A 25,837-nucleotide genomic window follows, 5' to 3' on the forward strand; every position below is an offset into this window, starting at 1 on the left:
TTATTTCTGCTTTGATTCGGAAAAATACTCTCGAACTTTCTTTTTGTAATTTTGCTGCAAAGGTAATGATTGTCTATTTAATATCTCTATCTGATTATAAAACTGCTTTTTAAACTTTAAAGCTTTAATAGAGTTCTTTTGAAAATCTTTTTGATTGGCTGTAGACTTGCGTTGTTTATCTTTACCTTGTTCTAATGCTGCTTTATCTAATTTTAATAGCTCATAATTTAGGTTTTGCATTTTTTGAAGGGTGACAGAATTGAAACCTTGTTCAAGAATTTCATTTTCTAGTTGCTCCATCGTTTTTAAAGCTTTTTTTGCAGCTACATTATTACCTGGTTTGCCATTTTCTGATTCTTTAATAGCATCTTGTAATTGTTGTCTTAATTGAGATTGTTGTTTATAAATTTCATATAACTCGCCATCTAAATCATTATTAGAATTTCCATTACCTTCACCCTGTTTCTCTCCTTCTTTGCCAGATTTTCCACTCTTTCCTTTTTCTCCTTTATTTCCGGGTTTACCATTTTTATCAGGCTTTTGACCTTTATCACCTTTCCCTTTTTTTTCACCTGGCTTCTTCCCTTTCTTCATTCCATCTTTCATTTTTTTAGATAGACCTTCTTGCTTTTTAATAATATCAGGCAAACTAAAACTATTACCCTTGCCTTTACCTTTACCCATCTTCATAGACTTAGCGTTTTGCATATTATTTAAAATATTACTTAAATAATCTGCTAAATTATTAACAGAAGTCATAACATAGCGTTGATTGGATAAACCGTTTTCAAATCGATCTTCAGAAAAATTTTCTAAAGATTGATCTAAATTATAATGTGTAGAAGATAAATCGTCTTGAATTTTAGAAGAAATCTTAGGAAGCCTCATTGACAAAACATACAAACTATCATCAATATGCTCGAAGTACGTTTTAAGTTCATTTTGCTTTTTTAAATCATTACCAAAATCTGGATGTGAAGTTGAAATATCACTAAACTTATACATTAAGTTTTCTTGTTGAAAAGAAAAAATAACCAAGTTTTCTAGAATTTTACGAAGATCTTCTATGTTTTCTTCAATAGATTCACCTTCCATCTCCATCATCGCTTTCTGCATTTTTGCACTCATCTCTTTCATCTTTTTAGATGATTTTTTTTGACTGTCTTTTGCAGATTTTTGATCTTTTTTATCTAAACTTTCTTCTGATTTATTCAATTCTTTATCAATCTCAGATTTTTCATCTTCAATATCTGGATGCTCCATAGGTTCTTTTAGCTTCTCATTATCTTTATTTAATTCTTCTAACTCTTTTTTAATATCATTAAAGTCTTTTTTAATCTCTTTTTGCTCAGCTAAATTACTGTCTTCTTTTTTCTGAAGAGCTTCTTGTTTTTTAGAAAGTTCTTCAATTTTATTTGCAATTTGCATTGTTTTTTGTTCAACATAAAAGCGTTTAACCAATTCTAAAGTTTTTTCTAAACTTCTTCTTTGTTGTTTATTTTGCTGAGCTAACTCTTTGGCTTTTTTTACTAAATCTTCCTTATTTAGTTTATCTGCCATTTTTTTAATCTCCTCTAATAACCTTTGTTGTTTGTCTAGTTTTTTTAATTCTTCGATTCTTTTTTTTAACTCTTCTTTTTTATTTTGAATATTTTCATTTTCTTCTTTATTTTCATCAATATTTTCTTGCAACTTATCCGTTTGACGTTGCATCATTTCTTTATATTGTTCTTGACGTTTTATAAAACTTTGAACTTTCTTTTTATCATTCCAATTAATGTTCTTTTTATTTTGAAGTTCTTGTTGAATAGTCTCTAACTCTTTTTGTTGTTTTTGTTGTTTTTGAATAGAGTTTTCTAAATTATTGATGGTTTGTTTTTGTTCTTGTAACAGTTCTTCTTCTACTTCTTCTTCTGTTTTTTGACGGTAATGAAAAGTTTTACTTTTTGCTTTTTTATTTCCATTAAGTGCATCGTTATCAAAAACCTGAAAATAAAGTTGGTAATTAACTCCGTTTTGCAGATTTAAACCATCAGGAAATTGATAAAAAAAAGTTTGAATATTTTCATTTGTAATCTGTAAATCAAAAGTTTTAAGAGAATTCGGATTTTCGTCATCATAATAAACCAACTGTAATTTATTGAGTCCATAATCATCAGAAATTTGACCAGCAAATTGTGCTACTCCACGCGAAATGCTATCAATATTTGAATTAACTGAAATTTGAGGAGTTTCATCTTTAATAACATTTATAGAAAATTGTAAATTCTCAAAATCTTTTAAATTTTTATTTGATGAAGAAATTTGATAATGAATAGCATTTTTAATTTGATTAGAAAACTCAAAATTATCATCTGAAACTTCTTTAAATAAGTTTCGTTTGTTATTATTGATAAAAGCAACAGAATCCGTTTGACTTGTATTTACTTTCCAAATAATTTTAGTGCCCTCTGGAACCGTGATATCTCCAGTGTTCTGTATGATTTCATTGGATTTTAAAATATATCTAGGATATTGTAATTGCAAAGAAATATTATTAATTGTTGGAGTATTGATAACCTGAATTACATAGTCTTGAGATTGAATTCCATTAGCATCTATAAAGAAAGTAATAGGTTTTTGTACATTTACAAAAGTGTAAGAAAAAGTTCCGTTATTATTTTTTTGAAGATAATATTGTTGATTTTCAAAAATAATTTTTGCTTCAGTTGGTAAAACAGTCCCGTCGGCAATAATATCCACTTTTATAGATTCTCCTTGAATAACTTGTAAAGATGTATTTACTAATAAAAAAGAAAATGGTGCTGGAGGGTTGTAAGAAGTTCTATGATGCACAACACGTTCTAAACTTTCTGTAAAAACACCTTTATTCCCTGTAAATAAAGTAATTAACAAAATTACAACAGGTACAATAGCAAACTTTAAATATTTTTTATTAGTACCAAAATCAATTGCTTTTACAAACGGAATGGGTTGTAATTCTTTAGATTTTTGATGAATACTTGCTAATAATAAATCCGATTGAGAAGAGCTTTCTTTTAACTGTAAAACATTCAACAGTTTATCTTTTACTTCTGGAAAGTGATTTCCAATAATTTTTGAAGATTCTGTAAAAGAAATCCCTTTGCCTAAACCAATTAATTTAAAAATAGGAAAGGCTATAAATTTAATTAATAAAAAAACCTCTACCAAAACAAACAACCAAAAAAGAATGGTTCTAGCAGTGGGTTTAAGCCATAAAAAATATTCTAAGAATAAGGTAAATAAAAGATACAAAAAACCTAAAGAAAAGAATAAAATTCCACCTTTTATCAATTCATTTGTATAAAATTTACGAGTAAATTGATGTAGTTTGTCCTCTATGCTTTTAAATCCGTTCATAATAACTAATAAAAATACTATTTTTACATTGATATACAATCAAATAATTGTTAAAACGATTTTTATAAGTATTTATAAACTTACTACAACTAAGTTGAAAAATGAAAGAAGTAATAAAATTACTATTTTTACTCATCGGTGTTTCAACCTTTTCACAAGGTCCTTGGACACAAAAAAAGGGAAAATTTCACTCACAATTATCATTTACAACAATTCCTAATTATGACGAATTATTTGGTAAACCTGATTACCATATAAATGGAAAAATATCTGATAATACAATTCAGCTTTATAATGAATATGGCCTTACTAACAACATAACTTTGTTAGTAAATATTCCATTTAAATTAATTTCATTTGAACAAAAAAAAGAAGCATCCTTAGGAAATATAGAAATAGGTTTAAAACATAATTTCTATAAAAAAAACTGGTTACTTTCTGGGCAATTTTCTATAGAAACAAATACAGGATCTTTTAATAAAAATTCAGGAATACGAACTGGTTATAATGCAATCACATTTACCCCGAAGTTTTTAGCTGGAAAAAGTTTTGACAAAGCCTATCTACAAACTTTTATAGGAACTAAAATTAGAGCAAACAATTACAGTTCAAATTTTAAAATTGGTGGAGAATATGGAAGCAAAATTTTTAAAAATATTTGGTTGATTGGATTTTTAGATATCGAAAAATCTTTTAAAAATGGTACTGTAAATTTACCTGCATCTAATCTAGCAACGGGGTTATATGTTGATGATCAAGAATATGGTGTTATTGGTATAAAAACGATTGGTGAAATTTCTAATAACTTTGGAATAACAGCAAGTTTACCAGCTGCTTTTTTTGGTAACAATGTTGCCAAACAAGTAGCTTTATCGGTTGGAATTTACAAGAAGTTTTAGAAAATAGATTATATAAATATTTCGTTAAAAGCCTTGTATTAAGGCTTTTTTTTATGCCTATAGAAAACTATCTTTGCAATCTCAAAATAAAAAAAAATGGAATCTAATGTTCGTGTTCGTTTTGCACCAAGTCCTACAGGACCTTTACATATTGGTGGTGTAAGAACCGCTTTATACAATTATTTATTTGCTAAAAAACACAACGGAACTTTTATTCTTCGTATAGAAGATACAGATCAAACACGTTATGTTGCAAATGCTGAACAATATATTATTGATGCTTTAGATTGGTGTAATATTCCTTTTGATGAAGGCCCAGGAAAAAATGAAAAATTTGGTCCTTACAGACAATCAGAACGTAAAGAAATATACAAACAATATGCAAATGAATTAATAAATTCTGGTTGGGCTTATTACGCTTTTGATACTTCAGAAGCTTTAGATGCAGAAAGAAAAGGGCATGAAGCAGAAGGAAAAACCTTTATTTATAACTGGCATAATAGAGCAAAAGGACGCTTAGTAAATTCTTTAGTTTTAACGGATGAAGAAGTAAAAGAAAAACTAAATGCAGGAGAAAATTATGTAATCCGTTTTAAAAGTCCACAAGATGAAACTTTGTTAATGCAAGATGAAATTAGAGGAAATATTAAAATTGAAACCAATACATTAGACGATAAAATTTTATTTAAAAGTGATGGAATGCCAACCTATCATTTAGCAAATATTGTTGATGATCATTTAATGGAAATATCGCATGTAATTCGTGGTGAAGAATGGTTACCATCAATGGCATTACATATTTTATTATACAAAGCTTTTGGTTGGGATGCTCCAAAATTTGCTCATTTACCCTTAATTTTAAAACCTGTTGGAAAAGGAAAGTTAAGCAAACGTGATGGTGATAAATTAGGTTTCCCTGTATTTCCTTTAGAGTATACAAATGAAGTTTCTAGTGATGTTTCACGTGGTTATAAAGAAGATGGTTATTTTTCTGATGCTTTTATAAACATGTTAGCTTTTTTAGGATGGAATCCTGGAACAGAACAAGAAATTTTTTCATTAGAAGAATTAGTACAATCTTTCGATTTAAAACGTGTAAGTAAATCTGGAGCAAAATTTAGTCCAGAAAAAGCAAGTTGGTTCAATCAACAATACATGCAAACGAAAGATGATGCAGCATTGACTGAGTTATACTTGCCTATTTTAGCTGAAAAAGGAATTACAAAAGACAAGGAGTATGTTTTAAAAGTAGTTGCATCAATAAAAGAAAGAGCTGTTTTTGTAAATGATTTTTGGGATTTATCTAGTTTCTTTTTTGAAACACCAACAGAATATGATGCAAAAGCTTCTAAGAAAAACTGGAAGGAAGGAACATCAGAATTAATGAAAGAATTAATAACTGTAATTTCTTCTGTTGAAGACTTTTCATCAGAAAATACAGAAAAAGAGATTAAAGAATGGATTACCGCTAAAGAAATTGGTTTTGGTAAAGTAATGCAACCCTTAAGATTAAGTTTGGTTGGAGCTTTAAAAGGGCCTCATTTGTTTGATATCATTGCAATGATTGGCAAAAAAGAAACAATAAAAAGATTAGAAAACGCGATTGAAAAATTGTAATCATTCATTAAAATAAATTAAAACCTCTCAAATATTTTTGAGAGGTTTTTTGTTTTATAACTGTAACTTTTTTAATTTATACCGTCTAATTATTAAATACTGAAATTCAGTATCTTTACAAGAAATCAATTATTCACTTTTAAAAAAAACTACTATGCCACCTATTTTACCAATTATTATTGTGCTAGGAGCACTTATTATTTTTGCTGCCTTTTTTATGGTAAAGCAACAAACTGCAGCTATTATAGAACGCTTTGGAAAATTTCACAGCATTAGACAATCTGGGCTTCATTTAAAAATTCCTTTTGTAGATAAAGTTTCAGGAAAATTAAGTTTAAAAATTCAACAATTAGATGTAATTATAGAAACAAAAACCTTAGATGATGTTTTTGTAAAACTAAAAGTTTCTGTTCAATACAAAGTAATCAAAGATAAGGTTTATGATGCTTTTTATAAACTAGATTATCCTCATGATCAAATAACTTCTTATGTTTTTGATGTGGTAAGAGCAGAAGTACCTAAAATGAAACTAGATGATGTTTTTGTGAAAAAAGATGATATTGCATTAGCTGTAAAAGCTGAGTTAAATGATGCAATGATGGATTACGGTTTTGATATTATAAGAACCTTAGTTACAGATATTGATCCAGATGCACAGGTAAAAATAGCAATGAACAGAATTAACGCTGCAGATAGAGAAAAAACAGCAGCACAATATGAAGGTGATGCACAACGTATATTAATTGTTGAAAAAGCAAAAGCAGAAGCAGAAAGTAAGCGTTTACAAGGACAAGGTATTGCAGATCAAAGAAGAGAAATTGCACGAGGTTTAGAAGAATCTGTAGATGTATTAAATAGAGTTGGAATTAACAGTCAAGAAGCTTCGGCATTAATTGTTGTTACGCAACATTATGACACATTACAATCAATTGGTAGCGAAACCAATAGTAATTTAATTTTATTACCAAATTCACCCCAAGCAGGTAGTCAAATGTTAAACGATATGGTAGCTAGTTTTACAGCAAGTAACCAAATTGGTGAAGCAATGAAAAATGCAAAACCAAAGAAATTAAAAGAATAATAGAGTGTAAAAAAAAAGAATATGATTATTACAACAACACCTAGAATAGAAAACAAACCTGTAACAGAATACTTAGGAATTGTAACTGGTGAAACCATTATTGGAGCAAACATTTTTAAAGATTTCTTCGCTGGAATTAGAGATATTGTTGGTGGTAGATCAGGTTCTTACGAAAAAGTATTACGTGAAGCTAAAGATTCCTCTTTAAAAGAAATGCAAGATATTGCTCAATCTTTAGGAGCGGATGCAATCGTTGGTATAGATTTAGATTATGAAACTGTGGGTCCTAAAGGAGGAATGTTAATGGTAACAGCTTCTGGGACAGCTGTAAAACTATAAAAATGAAATCGATTACTTCTTGGTTTTCTATACCATATTATTTCAATCCTTCCCTAAAATTTAAGTTTAGAGTTAGCTTGATTATTAGTGTATTTGTATTTCTTTTTCTGTTTTTTTTTAAGCCTTTTTATTTAGTTACTTTAGGTGACTTAGTTTTAAAATACACCGCAGGAATTGGGTTTGTTACCTTTTTTGGGGTGTTTTTTATGTTGTATGTTCCTCCATTAATTTTTAAAGATTACTTTAATGAAGGGAATTGGACAATTGGAAAAAATTTTATTTTTATTACAGTTGGTATTCTTATAAATGGAATTATTTTATGGTTGATAAGTAGTTATTATAATAAAGATTTTAACCTTGAAAATTTAAGTTTATTACAATTCTTAATATATACTTATTTAGTAGCTACTATTCCTATTATCTTCTTTGTTGTAGTAAACGAAAAATATATTAGAGAAAAAAGAGAAAAACTAGCAGAAGAAATTAATAAACACAACAAAGAAAAGTTATTAAAGAGAGAAGTAAAAATAAATGAAGAAGTAACTGTATATTCTGATAATAAGAAAGAACAACTAAGTTTTAAAATTTCTGATTTGGTTTATATTACTTCACAAGGAAATTATGTGAGTTTTTTTATAAGAAATGAGAATACTATTCTAAAAGAAAAAATTTTAAGAGTAACTTTAACCAAAATAGAGAATGAATTAAAAGGTTTTTCTAATATAATTCGCTGTCATAAATCATATATTATAAATTCTAAATATATTAAAGATGTAAGTGGAAATGCAAGAGGTTATTTATTAAAATCAGATTATATTCCTTTTGAAATTCCCGTTTCTAGAAGTTTTAGTAAACAATCTTTAATGAGTTTAGTAAACTAAACACCCTTCCCTTTCATCCCAAAATTAATAAAAATCTTCCTATTTATAACAAATAGTTTTATTTTAAATTTAGGTAGTTTATATTTGTAGTCTATTCGAATAAATTAAAATAATTGGGGGATTTTTTTAATTTAGAAAAAAGAAAGCTCAGTTTGTAAAATTACAAATTGAGCTTTTCTGTTTCTTATAAGATCTAGTTTCTTATTTTTTTTCTTCTAACTTTTCTTCGTTTTCAGTTTCTTCTTTTGTGGCTTTTTTAAATTCTTTAATTCCTCCACCTAAACCTTTCATAAGTTCTGGTATTTTTTTACCGCCAAACATTAATAAAATAGCAATAGCAATAATAATCCAAGAACCACCACTAGGCATTCCTAATAAAAAAATATTTAAAGTATTCATAAGTTCTTTATTTTAATGTTACAAAGATACAAAAAAGCATATTACACTAACAGTTGTTAATTTCTTTTTTGGATAATACCACCAATAACTTTTTTATCTTTTATCACTTCTGGGTTTCCTTTATAGAAAATAGATCCTCCAAAACTAACTTTAGCATTTAAAGTTTCACCAGCTAAAATTTCTGCTTTTGCCCCTGTTCCTGCTTTCACATTAGAATTTCCTGCTACTTTTAAACCAAAACCATGATATATACCATACAAATCTAAATCTACTTCTTGATTAGCTGCAGATCCAGAAAGTTTTACAATACCACCAGAAGAAGTTCTAACTTTTAAATATTTAACTTTTAAGGTTAAATTAATAAAAGCTCTTTCTTGAGCGTTTACTTCTATTTTATCTTGATTAAGATCTTTACTAGTAAGCGTAGCTCCTTCATTTACATCAATTTTATTAATATTTTTATTATAAAATAATTTTATTAATATTTTACCATCTGCAGAATTATTTTCTGGTTTTAAAGAGAAAGGTAAAGATAATTTAAGTGTATTATTTACATTTTTAATTTTTACTTTTTTAGATTTTTCGCCAGTAATTTCTAATTTTTGTTCATCAGATTTTATTAACTCTACTTCTATTCCGTTGTAAACTTTTAAGTTCGAGTAATCTCCTAAATTTTTAGTTATTGTAGATTGTGCAACTAATGAAAAGCTAAACAGTAGTGTACATATATAAATTCTTTTTTTCATTATTTTAAATTTTGACTATTATAATTAAATCAATAAGTATACCAATATAAAAATATTATAACGTTTTTATATTGGTAAAATTGTTAATTTTTATTCTAAAAAACTAGAAAATTACTCTTCTATTAAATTAAAATCTAAATGTTTTCGTTCTAAATCTGTTTTTTTAACTTGTACTTTTACATCATCACCAAGTTGGTATAAATGTTTTGTAGATTGACCAACAATAGCATATTGTTTTTCATCAAAAATATAATAATCACTTTTTATATCTCTAATTCTTACCATTCCTTCACATTTATTAGAAGTAATTTCTACATAAATTCCCCATTCTGTTACACCTGTAATTACACCTTCAAAAATTTCATCTTTATGATCTTGCATGTATTTTACTTGCATGTATTTTATTGATGAACGTTCTGCTTTAGAAGCTAGCTCTTCTCTATTTGATGAATGTTTACATTTTTCTTCATATAAAGCTGCTTTTGGGCTTTCTCCTCCATCTAAATAATGTTGTAGTAATCTATGTGTCATAACATCTGGATAACGTCTAATAGGTGACGTAAAATGACTATAATAATCAAAAGCTAAACCATAGTGACCAATATTTTGAGTTGTATACACCGCTTTAGACATGGTTCTTATGGTTAAAGTCTCAATCATATTAGACTCTGCTTTACCATGCACATCACTTAATAATTTATTTAAAGAATCTGATGTACTCTCTTTTGTATCAGTATTAATTTTATAACCAAATTTACGAACCATCGTTTGTAAAGATGCTAATTTTTCTACATCGGGTTCATCATGTACTCTGTAAATAAATGTTTTATTCGTTGCTTTTCCTTTAGAAAAACCAACAAACTCTGCCACTTTTCTATTTGCTAATAACATAAATTCTTCAATTAATTTATTAGCATCTTTAGATTCTTTAAAGAAAACTCCTACTGGGTTTGCTTCTTCATCTAAATTAAACTTTACCTCAACTCTATCAAAAGAAATGGCACCAGCTTTCATTCTTTTTTTACGAAGAATTTTAGCTAATTCATCTAATTTTAAAGTAGCTTCTACAATTTCTGGAGTTACAGTATATGCTGTATCAATGATAGAAATATCTTCTTGCATTGTATATGGCTGAATATCGTCAGATAGTTTACAGTTTTCAATGATAGATTGTGCTTCTTCATAAGCAAAACGTTGGTCGGAATACGTTACTGTTCTACCAAACCACTCGCCTACTATTTGGGCTTTTTCATTGATTTCAAAAACAGCAGAAAAAGTTAATTTTTCTTCATTTGGTCTTAAAGAACAAACTCCATTTGAAAGCATTTCTGGTAACATAGGTACTACTCTATCTACTAAATACACAGAAGTTGCACGTTTGTATGCTTCATCATCTAAAATCGTTTTTGGTTGTAAATAATGCGAAACGTCGGCAATATGAATTCCTATTTCATAATTTCCATTTTCTAATTTTGTAAAAGATAAAGCATCATCAAAATCTTTTGCATCTTTTGGATCTATGGTAAAAGTTAAGTCTTTACGCATATCTCTACGTTTAGAAATTTCTTTTTCTGTAATTTCTATTGGTAAATTTTCTGCTTCTTTTTCTACTTCTGGTTCAAATTCATACGGTAAATCATATTCTAATAAAATAGAATGCATTTCTGTATTATGATCTCCTGGTTTACCAAGAACTGTGGTAATTTTTCCAAACGGATTTTTAGAATTTTGTGGCCAGTCAGTAATTTTTGCTTGTACTTTATCCCCATCTTCAGCACCATTCATTTTATTTTGAGAAATAAAAATGTCTGCATACATTTTATTATTATCACAAATTACAAAACCAAAATTTTTATTTTTTTGTAAAACACCCACAAATTCAGTTTTAGAGCGTTCTAATATTTCTACAACGTCTGCTTCTAATTTTTTTCCACTTCGTTTTTTATACACATACGCTTTTACAGTATCGTTATGTAAACCTTTTCCAAGATTTATATTTGGTATAAAGATATCATCTTCATAATCGTCAGTTATAAAATAACCATTTCCATTTGATGTGATATCTAAAGTACCAATAGAATATTTTCTATCAGCATTAATTTGAAACTTACCTCTTTCTACTTCTTTAATTTTTTTAGTAGCAGTTAATTCTGCTAATTTCTTTACAATTTGGGTTTTTCCGTCTGTATCAGAAATTTTTAATTTTGCAGCAATTTGTTTATAGTTATAAAACTTTTCACTGTCTTCATTTAAAATTTTAAAAATATTTTTAGTTAAGTCTTTTACAACATTACCTTTCTTTTTAAATATTTTTTTATTCTTTTTTGTCATTAATTCTTACTTCTTTATTTATTACTAAAATACAACTTTTTACAATAATTCTATATTAAAAAACAGTTATGAAACTATTATTGTACTTTAGATATTTTTAATTATTATTTATGTCTAAATCTTGGTTTATAATTGCAAATCCTATTGCTGGAAATCGGAAATTTTCTAAACAGTGGAAGGAAATTAAACAATTACTTAACAACAAGAATATAGACTATTCTTTTGTTTTTACACAGTTTTCTAAACACGAAATTGAATTGGTACAAAACGCTATTCAACAAGGTTTTAGAAATATTATTTCGATTGGTGGAGATGGAACACTACATAACGTAGTTAACGGAATAATGCTGCAAAGATATGCAAAAACTTCTGATATAACTATTGCAGTCATTCCTCTAGGTACTGGAAACGATTGGATTAAAACTTACAACATCCCTAATAACATAGAAAAAGCGATAGAAATTATTTCTAAAAAGAAAACAATACAACAAGATATTGGGGTTTTAGAAACAAGCGATAAAAACATTTCTTATTTTAACAATGTAGCGGGTTTAGGTTATGATGGATACATTGTTTATAAACTAAAAACTTTAAAACGTTTTGGATCTATTGCTTATTTATTAAGTGGATTGGCCGGTTTATTATTTTATAAAAAGTCAGTTTTTAAAATTATTTTTGATGATAAAATAATAGAAACTAACTGTTTAATGACCATTTTTGGAATTTGTAAATTTTCTGGTGGCGGCATGCAATTTACCAAGAGTGTAAATACAACAGATGGATTCTTAGATATTACGATTGCTAAAAACTTGACTATTTTCGATTTAATCATCAATATTAAAAAATTATATTCTGGTGAAATTGTACATCATAAAAAAATAGAAACCTTTAAAACCAAAGAAATTACGGTAATTCCACAAATTACTAAACCTTTTATTCAAGCTGATGGTGAATTAATTGGAACTGGAAAAATAAATGTAAAAATTATAGAAAAAGCTATAAATTTTGTTATTCATTCTACTTACTAAAAATAGATTTTGAGATTTATTTAAAATAAAAAGTTAAAGAAATCACAATTTTTATGTAACATTTACTAAAATAATGCGTCTTTATAATAAGAATACCTAATTATTAAGATGAAAAATCTACGTAAAGTTTTTATTTTATTTGCTTTTATATTTATTACAGGGATTATTATTACTGTAATAAGTGTAAATTCTTCTTTAAATAGAATTGATACAACAGAAAAAACAGTAGATATTCAAAAAGATACTTTATACCTTTTAAAAGCTGAGAAAAAAACAGTTTAGTTGATTTAAACTTCCTTATTAATTTTCTCAATTCCTTTTTTCTTTCAAATTTTTAAAATTAAATTTCACTTTACTAACAGTTATCAACATTCTATATTATAATTATTTTTCTTTTATAAATTTTTAAAAAACTATGATGTTTATAATAGTATGTGAATAGCTACTATAAATTTTTATCTTTTTATTTTAATATATGAGTTATTAAAAAACATCTACATTTTATAAGATATATAAAAGCTTAAAAATCAACTAAAAAATGTAGTTATTAACAATAGTTATAAAAAGTAATTCACTAAAAAATCTTAATAGTTAACAAACCAATCTATGTAAATAAATTGTAAATTTTATGTTGATAAACTTTTATCAAAAACTCATAAAAAAAGTTGCATATATGATAGACTGTATTGTATTGTAATAATTTTTTAAATCACCAAAAAAAGTTGTAAAACTTTACCGATACTTCTTAACATTAACATAAACTAGGTAAAGAGTTAAAAATTAAACTGTTATTAAAAAAGGTAAAAATTAAGTTGTTTATAACTGTTGATAACCGTTAATTTCTATATTTTTGTAGCATACAACTAAATTAAAATCAATCTATTATGACAATTGCAATTGGTAATGATCATGCAGGTACAGCATACAAATTCGAAATTATAAAACATTTAGAAGAAAAAGGATATAAAGTTTTAAATTTTGGAACAGATACAAATAATTCTATGGATTATCCAGATGCAATACATCCAACTGCAGATGCAGTAGAAAGTGGTAAAGCAGCAATGGGTATTATTCTTTGTGGTTCTGGAAATGGCGCACAAATGACTGCTAATAAACATCAAGGTATTAGAGCTGCATTGTGTTGGAATAACGAATTGGTTACTTTAACAAGACAACATAATAATGCAAATATATTAGCAATTCCTGCTCGTTTTGTGTCTTTACAACAAGCTCTTGGTTTTGTAGATATTTTTTTAAATACAGAATTTGAAGGCGGACGTCATGCAAATAGAGTTGAAAAAATTTCTTGTGCTAAATAAATTTATAAAAGAACTTTCTTAAAAAATTATTATATTTTTTTATGGAATTTACAGTAAAATCATTTTCTGAATTAAACCTATCAGAATTGTATGAAATATTACAATTACGCTCTGAAGTTTTTGTAGTAGAACAAGATTGTGTATATCAAGATATAGATTTTAAAGATCAAAAATCTTTACATGTTTTTGGTTTTAAAAATGATAAAATTGTAGCATACACAAGAATTTTTAAACCTGGAGATTATTTTGATAATGCAAGTATTGGTAGAGTTGTTGTAGCTGCAACAGAACGCAAATACGGTTATGGACACGATTTAATAAAAGCTTCTATAAAAGCGATAAAAAATCATTTTAAAGTTGATGAAATTACCATTTCTGCTCAAAAATATTTAAAGAAATTTTATAAATCCCATAACTTTATTCAAATAGGCGAGGAGTATTTAGAAGATGGAATTCCGCATATTAAAATGGATAGAAATTAATCTTTATCACCTTTTTTAGTCATCTTATAAATTAAATAACCAAACCCTACAAGAAAGTGTAAAATGATTACTACTGCTACAATATATAATGTGGTATTAGAATTATTCATGTTACAAAATTACTAAGATAAAAACTTTTTTAATGTGATATTTGTCACATTAAAGATGTCATTTCTTTCACTTCACTAACTTTAAGTTCTCCTAAATTTATTTCACCAATTCTAACACGAATTAAACGTAAAGTTGGAAAACCTACAGCAGCCGTCATTTTTCTAACTTGTCTAAATTTTCCTTCTCTAATGATAATAGAAATCCAACTAGTAGGGCCATGTCTTTCATCTCTAATTTTCTGACTTCTTAACGGAAATTTAGGATCATCAATTATAAAAGCTTTCCCCGGTTTAGTCATGTATTTTTTACCATTAAAACCAATTTCTACTCCTTTTTTTAATTGTTCAATTTCTTTTTCGGTGATAATTCCATCAACTTGTACGTAGTATTCTTTTTCATATTTACTACTTCTTATTTCTTCTGAAACTTTGCCATCGGTTGTTAATAAAAGCAATCCTTCAGAAGGAACATCTAAACGCCCAATTGCCATGGTTCCTTCCGGAAAATCATACAATTCACCTAATAATTTTTTCTTCCGTTTAGCGGGATTTATAAACTGAGAAATCATTCCCCAAGGCTTGTGAATGATAAAATGACGGTGTTTTTTTTCCAATTTATAATACTTTTAAGGAAGATAAAAAACCACCAAAAGCAGTCCAATAGGTTTCATTACCTTCTGTCGTTTTCCACAGTGCTCTAGAACCGTGTATCCCTTTTACTTCTGGTATAAAATGCGTTACATAACCAGGGTTTATACTATTTACTAAAGTAGTTACGCCTGCACTTTCGCTTTTAGAAGATGTTACAAAAACAGGTTTTTTATAGGTACTTATTGCTTTGTTGATATCGATATCTTTAAAATATTCACCAGGACTAAAGGCTGCCACTGCTTTAATTTTAGAATTATTATTTCCTATTAAAAGCGCTAAAGAAGCCGAATAAGAACTACCAACTAACAAAATTTGTTTGCCTCCATTTTGATTGTATATATAATCTATAGCAGCTTCAATGTCTTGTTTTGCGTCTAAATACGTATCGCCCAAACCTTTTGAGCGAGCAGCTATTGCTGTTTGATTATTTATATTATTAACTGTTTTACCAGAACGTTGATCTATTGCCATTACAGTATATTCTAATTTATTGAATTCTAGAGCAGTATCTTTATATTCTCCTCTACTATAACCCGCTTGATGGCATAATAAAACAGTAATAGGTGCTTCTTTAATTTTATAAATATCTGCAGTAATTGGTAAACGATCTTTAGAAGGAAATGTAATGGTTTCTTTTTCTAAATTTTGATCTGTTTCTTTTAGTGTATTCTTACTTTCTGAAACAATATTGGTTTGATTTGTAGGTTTATTTTTACAAGAAAAAAGGATGACTACACTAAGAATTAAGGTATATTTTATCATTTTATTTAAAGTTTATTTATAATATTTTAATTGTTACTAAAAAAGTGTTTTTTCCTTCAGATAAACTCATGTTTTCTTCAGAGAATCTTTGATCTGTATAAGACGTGTATTGTGTAATTGGTTCTATGCAAAGCATGTTATCTACTTCTGTCCACAACATAAAATTATGAAAACCTTTTGTAGTAATTTCTAAATCGTTTCTATTAATATTTTTTAAAATAATTTTATCAGAATTTAAAACAGGATAAGCATTTGCACCTGCTTTATAAACATCGGCTAAAGTAATTTCTGTATCATTAGAAATTAATGTTTCGTTACCAGTATTAGACAATAAAAAAGCCGGATGATACCCCAACATAAAAGGCATTTCTTCATCAGAGTTGATGATAAATTCTATGTTTAAAACATTATTTTCTAAGGTATAATTCTTTTCAAACGAAAAATCGAAAGGCCAAGAAAGGTTTTCTTCTGTAGATTTTTCAGGGAACTTACTATTGTTAACAACTGTATTTTTTTTATATATTTTTATAAATTTAGCCGAGTTTTCATCCGAAGAAACTAAAGAATATGCTAACTCGCGTAACAAACCATGTTGATCTAAAATAGCATCACCTTTTTTGGTATGTACTCTATAATTATTTTTTGAAGTGGGTCCAATTATAGGAAACATTTCATCATCAGCTTTTCTCCACCCTTTATTTTCTTTTTGATGAATGTATTCTTGGTTGTCTATTTTAAAATTAATTAACTCCCCTTTATCAATTATAACTTCGCTATTTGTATTCTTTAAAAAAACTTTCATTTTTTTTGGTAAAAATAGGATAAAAATGTAGTTTATTTTTTAGGAAAAAAGATTTATATTTTTGTAACTTGTGGCACTTATTTAAAAATAAAAATAGCAAGATTTATGGCAGCAGATAAAGAAAAAACAGCAAAACTAAAAGCGTTACAACTTACTTTAGATAAATTAGATAAAACTTACGGAAAAGGGGCTGTAATGAAATTAGGTGATGTAGTTACTGAAGATATAGACTCAATTTCTTCTGGTTCTTTAGGATTAGATTTAGCTTTAGGCGTTGGTGGTTATCCAAGAGGAAGAGTTATAGAAATTTATGGACCAGAATCTTCTGGTAAAACAACATTAACATTACATGCAATTGCAGAGGCTCAAAAAGCTGGTGGAATTGCAGCTTTTATTGATGCCGAACATGCGTTTGATAAATTTTATGCAGAAAACTTAGGAGTAGATATCGATAACTTAATTATTTCTCAGCCAGATCATGGAGAGCAAGCTTTAGAAATTGCAGAAAACTTAATTCGTTCTGGTGCAATTGATATTGTGGTTATTGATTCTGTAGCAGCATTAACTCCTAAAAGTGAAATTGAAGGAGAAATGGGAGATTCTAAAATGGGTTTACATGCTCGTTTAATGTCTCAAGCATTACGTAAATTAACAGGGACTATTTCTAAAACAAAATGTACCGTTATATTTATTAACCAATTACGTGAAAAAATTGGTGTAATGTTCGGTAATCCAGAAACTACAACCGGTGGTAATGCATTAAAATTCTATGCGTCTGTGCGTTTAGATATTAGAAGAAGAACACAAATTAAAGACGGAGACAGGGTTATTGGAAACAGTACCAAAGTTAAAGTTGTAAAAAATAAAGTAGCTCCACCATTTCAAATTGCAGAATTTGATATTATGTACGGACAAGGAATTTCTAAAGTTGGAGAGATTTTAGATATTGGTGTAGAATTAGGAATTGTAAAGAAAAGTGGTTCTTGGTTTAGTTATGGTGACACCAAACTAGGTCAGGGTAGAGACGCTGTAAAAGGGTTGATTAAAGACAATCCGGAATTAGCAGAAGAGTTAGAAGGAAAAATAAAAGAAGCTATTGAAAACCAAGATTAAGTATTAAAAGTTCTAACTATTATTATTAACTGCTGTAGAAGTAATCAATCTACAGCAGTTTTTTTATGATTTAAATATATCAGAAAACAAACCTTTATTAAGTTACTCGTTAGACAATATTTTTACTAACCAAAGAATTAAATATGCACCAACACCAAAACCAGCCAATAAAACCAATAAGACAAATAATATTCTAATATTTTTTGTTGAAAATTGTGTTTTTGTACTTAACCATTCACATACTCCTAAAATCATATTTTTTATTTATTAAATTATTTTTTATCTTTTTAAAGGAGGAGTTTCTCTTACTAACCTCTCTATTTCTTTTACAATTTCTATTCTACTTTTTGATGTAAATTCGTAATATAAATTTTCCCAATCACCATCATAAGTAATTTTTTTTGTTTTAAGGTTTAGCACCTCTGTTAAATTAATAACTCTTAGATTAAAATATCCGTTTACATCATTTTCTGGTTTGAAATCTAAATTTATAGCTCTCATTAAGCTATAATTATTCAAGTGCAAAAGAGAGCTAGCATCTAAATAATGCATCGTTTTTTCAGAAGGATCGGCTTCATAAAAAAGATTCCATTCAATATTCCATCCAGAAGTAATTCTTAAGGGTTGTAGTTCTATCTCATCCATAATTATACACCTGTAGAACCAAAACCTCCAGCACCACGTTCTGTTTCATTTAAAACAGTTACTTCCTGCCAATTTACACGTTCGTGTTTTGCAATGATAAGTTGCGCAATTCTTTCTCCATCATTTATTATAAAATCGTCATTAGATAAGTTGACTAAAATTACTCCAATTTCTCCTCTATAATCTGCATCTACAGTTCCAGGAGAATTTAAAACAGTAACTCCTTTTTTAGCAGCCAAACCACTTCTTGGTCTAACTTGTGCTTCAAAACCAACTGGTAGAGCTATAAATAAACCTGTTTTTACGATAGCTCTTTCTAATGGTTTAAGTGTGATTGCTGCATCAATATTTGCTCTTAAATCCATCCCAGCTGCACCTTCTGTTTCGTAAGCTGGTGTTGCATGTTTAGATTTGTTAATTATTTGTACGTTCATAAGTTTATAAATTATATAAAAATGTTATTACTTCTAAAAATTCTGCTTTCCAAAAAGACTCAGAATGTTTTCCATCAGCAACAATTTTTGTGTGAATATTTTTTTTCGAAAAACCGGTTTCTAACAATAGTTTTTCCATGTTTTGGGTATCAGGAACCATAGAATTTCCTTCTTTTTGGCCAACTAATAAAAAGAGTTTGGTATTTTTCTGATTTCCATTTTCTTTGGCAAAATCATTTACCTTATCAGAAAACCAAAAAGACGTAGAAAGCGCACCAATTTTACCAAAAACATTAGGATGTTTCAATCCTCCATAAAAAGAAATTAATCCACCTAATGAACTCCCAATAATCGCTGTTTGATTTGCTTCTTGTTTTGTTCTGTAGTTTTTATCGATATAAGGTTTTAATTTGTTTATTAAAAAATTGATGTAAATATCTCCTTTTCCGCCACCATATTTTTTGTGCTTCCATGGTGTATATTCTTCAATCCTTTTTTCTCCGCCATTTTCTACGCCAACCACAATAAAAGATTTTCCTGTTTCTTTGTATAATTTATTTAAAGTCTCATCTATACTCCACTCACCAACAAAGGAAGTTTTATCATCAAATAAATTTTGAGCATCATGCATGTATATTACAGGAAAACTCTCTGAAGAGGTTTTATAATTTGGAGGTAAATACAACCAAACTTTATGAGAAATATCATTTAAACCTTCAATAATAAATTCTTTTTTTAAGATAGAAACATTGGTTGCTTTTGTAGATTTATTTTCTATTGCTTTCGGTTTTATTTCTTCTTTTTTTTCTGTAACTTTTTCTTTGCAGGAAAAGATCAATAAAAGTAAAGAGAAACAAAGGAGGATATTTTTTTTCATAAAAAAATTGAATAATTACAAATATAATAAATCATAGAAGCATTCCTTAAAAGTTAATAGTTTTCTTACTTTTGATGTATAAATAGAAAAATTATGAATGAACAACCAAAAATAGCCGTTTTAGGTGGTGGAAGTTGGGCTACAGCTATTGTAAAAATGTTAACAGAAAACCTTAATACTGTTGGCTGGTATATGAGAAATGCTGCTGCAATAGATCATATAAAACGCAATCATCATAACCCCAAATATTTAAGTTCTGCAGAATTTAATCCTACTCAATTAGACTTAACAAAAGATATCAATAAAATTGTTGCTAAGTATGATATTTTAATTTTTGCAATTCCTTCTGCTTTTTTAGTAAGTGAATTAGAGAAATTAACAAAACCTTTAAAAGGAAAAATAATTTTTTCTGCGATAAAAGGAATTGTTCCAGAAACAGGATTGATTGTCGGCGAGCACTTTCATAAAAATTATGATGTTCCTCTTGAAAATATTGGTGTAATTACAGGTCCTTGTCATGCAGAAGAGGTTGCTATGGAGCGCTTATCTTACCTAACCATTGCTTGTCAAAATCAAGAGAATGCTAAATTAATGAGCAAGTCTTTAAAAAGTTGGTATATAAAAACTAAAATTTCTGATGATATTATTGGTGCAGAATATGCATCTATGTTAAAAAATATTTATGCGGTTGCTGCTGGTATTGCCCATGGTTTGGGATATGGAGATAATTTTCAAGCGGTGTTAATGAGTAATGGAATTAGAGAAATGAAACGTTTTATAAAAAAAGTTCATAAAATGAAACGGAACATTAATAATTCTGCATATTTGGGAGATTTGTTAGTTACTGGTTATTCGCTTTTTAGTAGAAATAGACAGTTTGGAAACATGATTGGTAAAGGTTATACGGTAAAATCTGCACAAATGGAAATGAGTATGATTGCAGAAGGGTATTATGCAACAAAAAGCGCCTTTAAGATGAAAGAAGAAAATGGTGCTAATACACCTATTATAGATGCTGTTTTTAATGTTTTATACAATAATAAAGATGCTAAAAAAGAATTTAAAAAACTGACAAATAAACTAGATTAATTGTTTAATTTTGAACATTATTATGTTTTATTAAACAAAAGAGATGAAAACAATACAAGAAGTTGTAGAAAGTACCATTAGAAAAACTCCTTTTATAGAAGAAGCTTTGCATGAAAAATTGATAAACGTTTCTTCTTTAGCAAGAATTATTTTACCTGAAGTTTCTGCTGTTTTAAAGAAAGATGTAAAAGTTGGTGCAGTTATGATGGCAATTAATAGACTTTCTCCAGCAAGTGAATTACGTATTAGAAAAAACATAAAAAAACTAGCGTTAGATTTAGGAGATGTTATTGTGCGTTCAGATTTATGTGATTTTACTTTTAAAAATACTCCTTCTTTATTAAAAGAAATTGCAAAAATTTTAACAAAATCATCTGAAAATTCAGATTATTTTTTAACAGTTTCACAAGGTATTTTTGAAACAAATATAGTAACCAGTAAAAATTTACAACCTTTTGTTCAAGAAATTTTTGAGCAAGAGATTTTGATTTCTAATGTGCTAGATTTGGCTTCTATTACTATAAAGTTACCTAAAGAAAACACAGAACAATCAGGTATATATTACTTTATTTTAAAGCAATTGGCTTGGGCAGATATTCCTTTACAAGAAATTATTTCTACCACAAATGAAATGACAATTGTGGTAAAAGAAAAAGATATTAATCAAACTTTTTCTATTTTAATGGATATGAAATTAAGCTAATAAGATGGCTAAAAAAGATCCTTATGCGGCTTTAAGAATTAAAGAATTTAATCTTTTTTTGCTAGTTCGTTTTTTTCTGGTTTTTGGGTGGTCTATGCAGTTTATTATTGTAGAATGGCAAGTATATAGTATTACTAAAAACCCACTATCTTTAGGCATTATAGGTTTAATGGAGGTTATTCCGGCCGTTTCTATGGCTTTATTTGCAGGTCATATTGTAGATCAAAAAGAAAAAAGAAATTTATTTGCGTTAATTACAGCTGCTTTTTCATTAATTAGTTTAGGTTTATTCTTTTTAACACTTCCTAGTTTTATTGAAGGTTGGTCTCAAAAAGCAGTTCTTTATTCTATTTATGCTTTGGTGTTTTTTGGTGGATTTTTACGTTCTTTTTTTGGACCGACAATTTTTTCTTTAATTGCATTAATTGTTCCTAAAAAACTTTACCCTAATGCTGCAACTTGGAGTAGTTCTACATGGCAAATGGCATCTGTTCTTGGTCCTGCTTTTGCGGGGTTTACAATTGCGTGGATTGGTGTTCATTGGTCTTTATGTGTTGTTTTTGGTTTGGTCTCTTTATCATTATTATTAATATTTTTTATCAAAAGAAAACCAATTTTAAATCCCAAAATTGGAGAACCGGTTATGCAAAGTTTAAAAGAAGGAATTCTGTTTGTACGTAAAACAAAAGCAATACTTGGTGCAATAACCTTAGATATGATTTCTGTGCTTTTTGGAGGCGCAATAGCTTTGTTGCCAATTTATGCTCAAGACATTTTAAAAGTTGGTCCAGAAGGATTTGGTGCATTAAGAGCTGCTCCTGCAGTAGGTGCCTTTTTAACAATGTTAATAACTGCATATATTCCTATAAGTAAGAACGCAGGAATGAAACTATTAATAGCCATTTTTGGTTTTGGTTTGTGTATTATAGTCTTTGGACTTTCTACAATTTTTTGGATTTCTCTTATTGCTCTTTTCTTTAGTGGAGTTACTGATGGTGTTTCTATGGTAATCAGACAAACAATTTTACAATTAAAAACTCCAGATAATATGAGGGGTAGAGTTGCATCTGTAAACTCAATGTTTGTTGGTTCTTCAAATGAATTAGGAGCTTTTGAAAGTGGTATAACAGCTAAATTAATGGGAACAGTAACAGCTGTTGTTTTTGGAGGAACAATGACATTAATTACGGTTATATCTACAGGTGTTGTAAACCCAACATTAAGAAAATTAGATTTGACAAAAGATTTAGAAGCTCATGAAAACGAATAAAAAAACCGTTTTCAAAAATTTAGAAAACGGTTTGTACTATTTAAAATAAGCTTAAATTATTCTATTAATTTAAGTTTAGTGATAGATTTTACTTTCTTTTTTTCTCCTGTTAATTCCCCTTCATCATCTGTTATTTCTATTTCTTTTTCTACCCAAGTTATAGAGAATTTTTTTCCAATGAATTCGTCTTCATATAAGCTAATTTCTATTTCTTCATTAATATCATAGAATAAAATTTCTTTTTTATTATTGTCAATAAATTTATAGTAATCTTCTTCTGTAACTTCTTTAAAAGTTGCTGTTAATGTGTTTTCTTTTACAACTGTTTTTGAAGTGAAAGAAAGAGATGCAGAAATAAATAGCACGAATGCTACAGTATAAATTGTTTTCATTATTTTTATTTTAAGGTTATTTTTTATTAAATATAGTAGCTATTCTTTTTCCCTAAAAGAAACTGCTTTTTGTTGAAGTAAAACGAACTATATTTTCATAAGCCTTAAGATTAAAAATAGGTATATCAAATATATATTATTTTTTAATTGAATGTTACAATTGATGTTAATTTTTTATTTAATTCCTCTCTATTTTTTTGTTGGGTAACCTCATCGTAATTTAGTTGATTTTCAAATAATTGTATTACATATTCTTTGTACAAATCTACACTTGGTTTGTCAAAAAATAAGCGTCCAGTTCTACGCATAAAAAAATCGGTAGGCGTACAAGTCATTTCGTAATTTATGGTAAACCAAACTTCTGCTTTTATCATTTTTTCTTGCTGATTTTCATCCATCAATTCATCAAACTTTTTTAAGATAATATCAGTTTGTTTTCCATAATTATGCACCAAATATTCTGCATCTTTTTGATCGAAATCTACTTCTGAAATTCTATTGTAAATGGCGTCTGTATAACTTTGTACTTCGCTAGAGTTTTTAAATTCTCCTCCAGAAAGCACTATTTTTTTGGTTTTAATTTCACTAAATTCTTTGTCAAATCTACGTTTGTATTTTTTACTTACTAAGTCTACAATACGTTCTGCCATTTTTCTGTAACCGGTTAATTTTCCTCCAGCAATAGAAATCAATTCTGTATCAGAAACAAAAATTTCATCTTTTCTAGACAATTCTGAAGCCGATTTTCCTTCTTCATGAATTAAAGGACGTAAACCAGCCCAAGAAGATTGTATATCATCTAATGAAATATTTATATCAGGAAACATATTATTAACTGCAGAGATTAGGTAAGTTGCATCTATTAAATTTACCTCAACATTGTTTTTATCTTTTTGATAATTGGTGTCTGTAGTTCCAAAATAGGTAACTTTTCCACGCGGAATGGCAAACATCATTCTTCCATCGGGAATATCGAAATAGACAGATTGTTGTACCGGTAATTTTTCATGAGCAACAACCAAATGAACTCCTTTTGTTAAATGTAAACGTTTGCCTGTTTTAGAGTGATTTAACTGTCGTAATTCATCTACCCAGGGTCCACAAGCATTTACTACATATTTGGCTTTAATATCGTAATTTTCATTAGAAAACCCGTCTTTTACTTTGGCGCCAACAACCCTGTCATCTTTATAAATAAATTGGGTTGCTTCTGTATAATTCATAATTTTTGCATCGTAATTTAAAGCTGTTTTTAAAACCTCGATGGTCAAACGTGCATCATCTGTTCTGTATTCTGCATAATAACCAGCGCCATTTAAAATCTTTTTAGGTAGTAAAGGTTCTTTTTTTAAGGCTTCTTTTTTGGTGAGCATTTTACGTTTATCTTCACCCTCTACAGAAGCCAAAATATCATAGACTTTTAAGCCAATTGAAGTTAACCAAGATCCATAGGTTCCACCATCAATTAAGGGTAAAATCATTTTTTCTGGAATTACTAAATGCGGAGCCAAGTCATGTACAATGGCGCGTTCTGTACCTACTTCTTTAACCAACCAAAAATCGAATTGTTTTAGGTAACGCAACCCCCCATGAATTAGTTTTGTGGATTTACTACTTGTACCAGAAGCAAAGTCGTTTTTTTCTATTAAAGCAACTTTCATACCTCTTGAAGCTGCGTCTAAAGCTATTCCTGCACCTGTTATTCCACCGCCAATTATTAACAAATCAAACGCTGTTTCTTTTAATTCTTTGGTGATGTTTTCTCTTTTGAAATATGAAAATTTGTTCATGTTTTTTAATCTAAAATATGAGTTGGTAAACCATCAATACTTGTTTGATTTTTGTTTTCCCAGTAATTTTTGATGCCTTCTTTACCTTGTTCTGTTGCCCAATCATTCAGTTCGTTTCTTTCTCCTTTATAATCGAAAAACGGAATTGACATTCCACAAGAAGTTTGAGCAGATTCAATAGCAATATCAAATATTTGACGTGTTCCTGGTGTTTCTGGAAACAAGGTGATTAAAGCATCCCAAGAAGCATCTCCTTCTTTAAGCTCTGTTCCTTTTCCGTACAAACGCAAGATATTTGGAGCGCCCTCAAAAGCACAAAACATCATGGTAATTCTATCGTTTTCTAATAAATGAGCTGCGGTTTCATTACCACTACCAGTTACATTTAACCATAAAACACGGTTTTCGTTTATCACTCTAAAAGAATCCATACCTTTAGGAGATAAGTTAATTCTACCAGAATTGGGTGCCGTTGCTACAAAGAATATTTTTTGAGCTTCGATAAACTTTTGAAGCCTAGAGGTGATTTTTGTGTAAAATTTAGACATAATTACGAGTTAAAAAATTCAAGAAAAGCTTTCTTATATTTCTGATCTAAAGGTATTTTATTTGAATTAATAATTACCAAATTTCACTCAATATAATTGATTTTATTTTTATTAATGACAAACGATTTATGAACTTGTATAAAGTTAG

General features: G+C 28.2%; 27 protein-coding genes and 1 pseudogene. 13 read left to right on the plus strand and 15 right to left on the minus strand.

Annotation, left to right across the window (positions count from 1 at the left end):
* On the minus strand, positions 1-3,381 hold the full coding sequence (locus tag MC378_RS09710; protein ID WP_242178567.1) for a DUF4175 family protein: 3,381 nt from the start codon (positions 3,379-3,381) through the stop codon (positions 1-3).
* A 101-nt stretch (positions 3,382-3,482) separates the two neighbouring features.
* Here MC378_RS09710 and MC378_RS09715 point away from each other — a divergent pair, with 101 nt between their 5' ends.
* From MC378_RS09715 to MC378_RS09735, 5 genes are all read left to right on the plus strand, one after another.
* The gene (locus tag MC378_RS09715; protein ID WP_242178568.1) at positions 3,483-4,280 is read left to right on the plus strand and encodes a hypothetical protein; all 798 of its coding nucleotides are present in this window, start codon (positions 3,483-3,485) and stop codon (positions 4,278-4,280) included.
* 96 nt (positions 4,281-4,376) lie between these two features.
* Positions 4,377-5,897, plus strand: a complete 1,521-nt coding sequence (gene gltX, locus MC378_RS09720) for a glutamate--tRNA ligase (protein WP_242178569.1) — start codon at positions 4,377-4,379, stop codon at positions 5,895-5,897.
* 154 nt (positions 5,898-6,051) lie between these two features.
* Positions 6,052-6,978, plus strand: a complete 927-nt coding sequence (locus MC378_RS09725; protein ID WP_242178570.1) for an SPFH domain-containing protein — start codon at positions 6,052-6,054, stop codon at positions 6,976-6,978.
* A 21-nt stretch (positions 6,979-6,999) separates the two neighbouring features.
* Positions 7,000-7,317 carry a heavy metal-binding domain-containing protein gene (locus MC378_RS09730; protein ID WP_242178571.1) on the plus strand — a complete coding sequence of 106 codons (318 nt, stop codon included), beginning with the start codon at positions 7,000-7,002 and terminating at the stop codon, positions 7,315-7,317.
* 2 nt (positions 7,318-7,319) lie between these two features.
* Complete coding sequence (locus tag MC378_RS09735; RefSeq protein ID WP_242178572.1) at positions 7,320-8,198, plus strand: LytR/AlgR family response regulator transcription factor; 879 nt, start codon at positions 7,320-7,322, stop codon at positions 8,196-8,198.
* Positions 8,199-8,399: 201 nt separating this feature from the next.
* Here the strand turns inward: MC378_RS09735 and tatA are convergent, their stop codons facing one another.
* From tatA to rnr, 3 genes are all read right to left on the minus strand, one after another.
* Positions 8,400-8,597: a twin-arginine translocase TatA/TatE family subunit gene (gene tatA, locus MC378_RS09740; RefSeq protein WP_274704121.1), complete on the minus strand. Its 198-nt coding sequence runs from the start codon at positions 8,595-8,597 to the stop codon at positions 8,400-8,402.
* Between the two features lie 56 nt (positions 8,598-8,653).
* Positions 8,654-9,343, minus strand: a complete 690-nt coding sequence (locus MC378_RS09745) for a head GIN domain-containing protein (protein ID WP_242178573.1) — start codon at positions 9,341-9,343, stop codon at positions 8,654-8,656.
* A 111-nt stretch (positions 9,344-9,454) separates the two neighbouring features.
* Positions 9,455-11,674, minus strand: coding sequence for a ribonuclease R (gene rnr / locus MC378_RS09750; protein ID WP_242178574.1), 2,220 nt, complete (start codon positions 11,672-11,674; stop codon positions 9,455-9,457).
* 110 nt (positions 11,675-11,784) lie between these two features.
* On the opposite strand from rnr, the gene MC378_RS09755 reads away from it, so the two are divergent.
* The 4 genes from MC378_RS09755 (at position 11,785) to MC378_RS09770 (ending at position 14,503) form a co-directional block, all read left to right on the plus strand.
* The gene (locus MC378_RS09755; RefSeq protein ID WP_242178575.1) at positions 11,785-12,702 is read left to right on the plus strand and encodes a diacylglycerol/lipid kinase family protein; all 918 of its coding nucleotides are present in this window, start codon (positions 11,785-11,787) and stop codon (positions 12,700-12,702) included.
* 108 nt (positions 12,703-12,810) lie between these two features.
* The gene (locus MC378_RS09760; RefSeq protein WP_242178576.1) at positions 12,811-12,984 is read left to right on the plus strand and encodes a hypothetical protein; all 174 of its coding nucleotides are present in this window, start codon (positions 12,811-12,813) and stop codon (positions 12,982-12,984) included.
* Positions 12,985-13,586: 602 nt separating this feature from the next.
* A complete protein-coding gene (gene rpiB / locus MC378_RS09765) occupies positions 13,587-14,021 on the plus strand; it encodes a ribose 5-phosphate isomerase B (protein ID WP_242178577.1) in 435 nt (144 codons plus the stop codon).
* A 41-nt stretch (positions 14,022-14,062) separates the two neighbouring features.
* Positions 14,063-14,503, plus strand: a complete 441-nt coding sequence (locus tag MC378_RS09770) for a GNAT family N-acetyltransferase (RefSeq protein WP_242178578.1) — start codon at positions 14,063-14,065, stop codon at positions 14,501-14,503.
* A gap of 154 nt (positions 14,504-14,657) precedes the next feature.
* Here the strand turns inward: MC378_RS09770 and MC378_RS09775 are convergent, their stop codons facing one another.
* From MC378_RS09775 to MC378_RS09785, 3 genes are read right to left on the minus strand one after another with little or no spacing between them, the layout of a single operon-like run.
* Complete coding sequence (locus MC378_RS09775) at positions 14,658-15,227, minus strand: pseudouridine synthase (protein WP_274704122.1); 570 nt, start codon at positions 15,225-15,227, stop codon at positions 14,658-14,660.
* Between the two features lies 1 nt (position 15,228).
* Entirely contained in the window at positions 15,229-16,026 is a 798-nt protein-coding gene (locus tag MC378_RS09780; protein ID WP_242178579.1) for an alpha/beta hydrolase, read from the minus strand.
* Between the two features lie 16 nt (positions 16,027-16,042).
* Complete coding sequence (locus MC378_RS09785) at positions 16,043-16,828, minus strand: aldose 1-epimerase (protein ID WP_242178580.1); 786 nt, start codon at positions 16,826-16,828, stop codon at positions 16,043-16,045.
* Positions 16,829-16,933: 105 nt separating this feature from the next.
* On the opposite strand from MC378_RS09785, the gene recA reads away from it, so the two are divergent.
* Complete coding sequence (gene recA, locus MC378_RS09790) at positions 16,934-17,941, plus strand: recombinase RecA (RefSeq protein ID WP_242178581.1); 1,008 nt, start codon at positions 16,934-16,936, stop codon at positions 17,939-17,941.
* A 102-nt stretch (positions 17,942-18,043) separates the two neighbouring features.
* Here the strand turns inward: recA and MC378_RS09795 are convergent, their stop codons facing one another.
* Genes MC378_RS09795 through MC378_RS09810 form a run of 4 tightly spaced genes read right to left on the minus strand, consistent with a single transcriptional unit; the run spans position 18,044 to position 19,897 of the window.
* Positions 18,044-18,196: a PspC domain-containing protein gene (locus MC378_RS09795; protein WP_242178582.1), complete on the minus strand. Its 153-nt coding sequence runs from the start codon at positions 18,194-18,196 to the stop codon at positions 18,044-18,046.
* Between the two features lie 24 nt (positions 18,197-18,220).
* A complete protein-coding gene (locus MC378_RS09800) occupies positions 18,221-18,586 on the minus strand; it encodes a hypothetical protein (protein WP_242178583.1) in 366 nt (121 codons plus the stop codon).
* Between the two features lie 2 nt (positions 18,587-18,588).
* The gene (dut, locus tag MC378_RS09805) at positions 18,589-19,020 is read right to left on the minus strand and encodes a dUTP diphosphatase (RefSeq protein WP_242178584.1); all 432 of its coding nucleotides are present in this window, start codon (positions 19,018-19,020) and stop codon (positions 18,589-18,591) included.
* Positions 19,021-19,024: 4 nt separating this feature from the next.
* Positions 19,025-19,897, minus strand: coding sequence for an alpha/beta hydrolase (locus tag MC378_RS09810; RefSeq protein ID WP_242178585.1), 873 nt, complete (start codon positions 19,895-19,897; stop codon positions 19,025-19,027).
* 93 nt (positions 19,898-19,990) lie between these two features.
* On the opposite strand from MC378_RS09810, the gene MC378_RS09815 reads away from it, so the two are divergent.
* Genes MC378_RS09815 through MC378_RS09825 form a run of 3 tightly spaced genes read left to right on the plus strand, consistent with a single transcriptional unit; the run spans position 19,991 to position 22,959 of the window.
* Positions 19,991-20,986, plus strand: coding sequence for an NAD(P)H-dependent glycerol-3-phosphate dehydrogenase (locus tag MC378_RS09815; protein WP_242178586.1), 996 nt, complete (start codon positions 19,991-19,993; stop codon positions 20,984-20,986).
* Positions 20,987-21,029: 43 nt separating this feature from the next.
* On the plus strand, positions 21,030-21,689 hold the full coding sequence (locus MC378_RS09820; RefSeq protein WP_242178587.1) for a hypothetical protein: 660 nt from the start codon (positions 21,030-21,032) through the stop codon (positions 21,687-21,689).
* A 4-nt stretch (positions 21,690-21,693) separates the two neighbouring features.
* Entirely contained in the window at positions 21,694-22,959 is a 1,266-nt protein-coding gene (locus MC378_RS09825; RefSeq protein WP_242178588.1) for an MFS transporter, read from the plus strand.
* 56 nt (positions 22,960-23,015) lie between these two features.
* On the opposite strand, the gene MC378_RS09830 is transcribed toward MC378_RS09825, so the two are convergent.
* The 4 genes and pseudogenes from MC378_RS09830 to MC378_RS15475 form a co-directional block, all read right to left on the minus strand.
* On the minus strand, positions 23,016-23,351 hold the full coding sequence (locus tag MC378_RS09830) for a hypothetical protein (RefSeq protein WP_242178589.1): 336 nt from the start codon (positions 23,349-23,351) through the stop codon (positions 23,016-23,018).
* A 143-nt stretch (positions 23,352-23,494) separates the two neighbouring features.
* Entirely contained in the window at positions 23,495-25,141 is a 1,647-nt protein-coding gene (locus MC378_RS09835; protein WP_242178590.1) for a glycerol-3-phosphate dehydrogenase/oxidase, read from the minus strand.
* A gap of 5 nt (positions 25,142-25,146) precedes the next feature.
* Complete coding sequence (locus tag MC378_RS09840; RefSeq protein ID WP_242178591.1) at positions 25,147-25,689, minus strand: pyridoxamine 5'-phosphate oxidase family protein; 543 nt, start codon at positions 25,687-25,689, stop codon at positions 25,147-25,149.
* Positions 25,690-25,772: 83 nt separating this feature from the next.
* Positions 25,773-25,835 (minus strand): annotated as a pseudogene (locus tag MC378_RS15475) (hypothetical protein); the annotation flags it as partial.
* Between the last annotated feature and the right edge of the window lie 2 nt (positions 25,836-25,837).

The organism is Polaribacter marinus, from assembly GCF_022662535.1.
GTDB classification, from domain to species: domain Bacteria; phylum Bacteroidota; class Bacteroidia; order Flavobacteriales; family Flavobacteriaceae; genus Polaribacter; species Polaribacter marinus.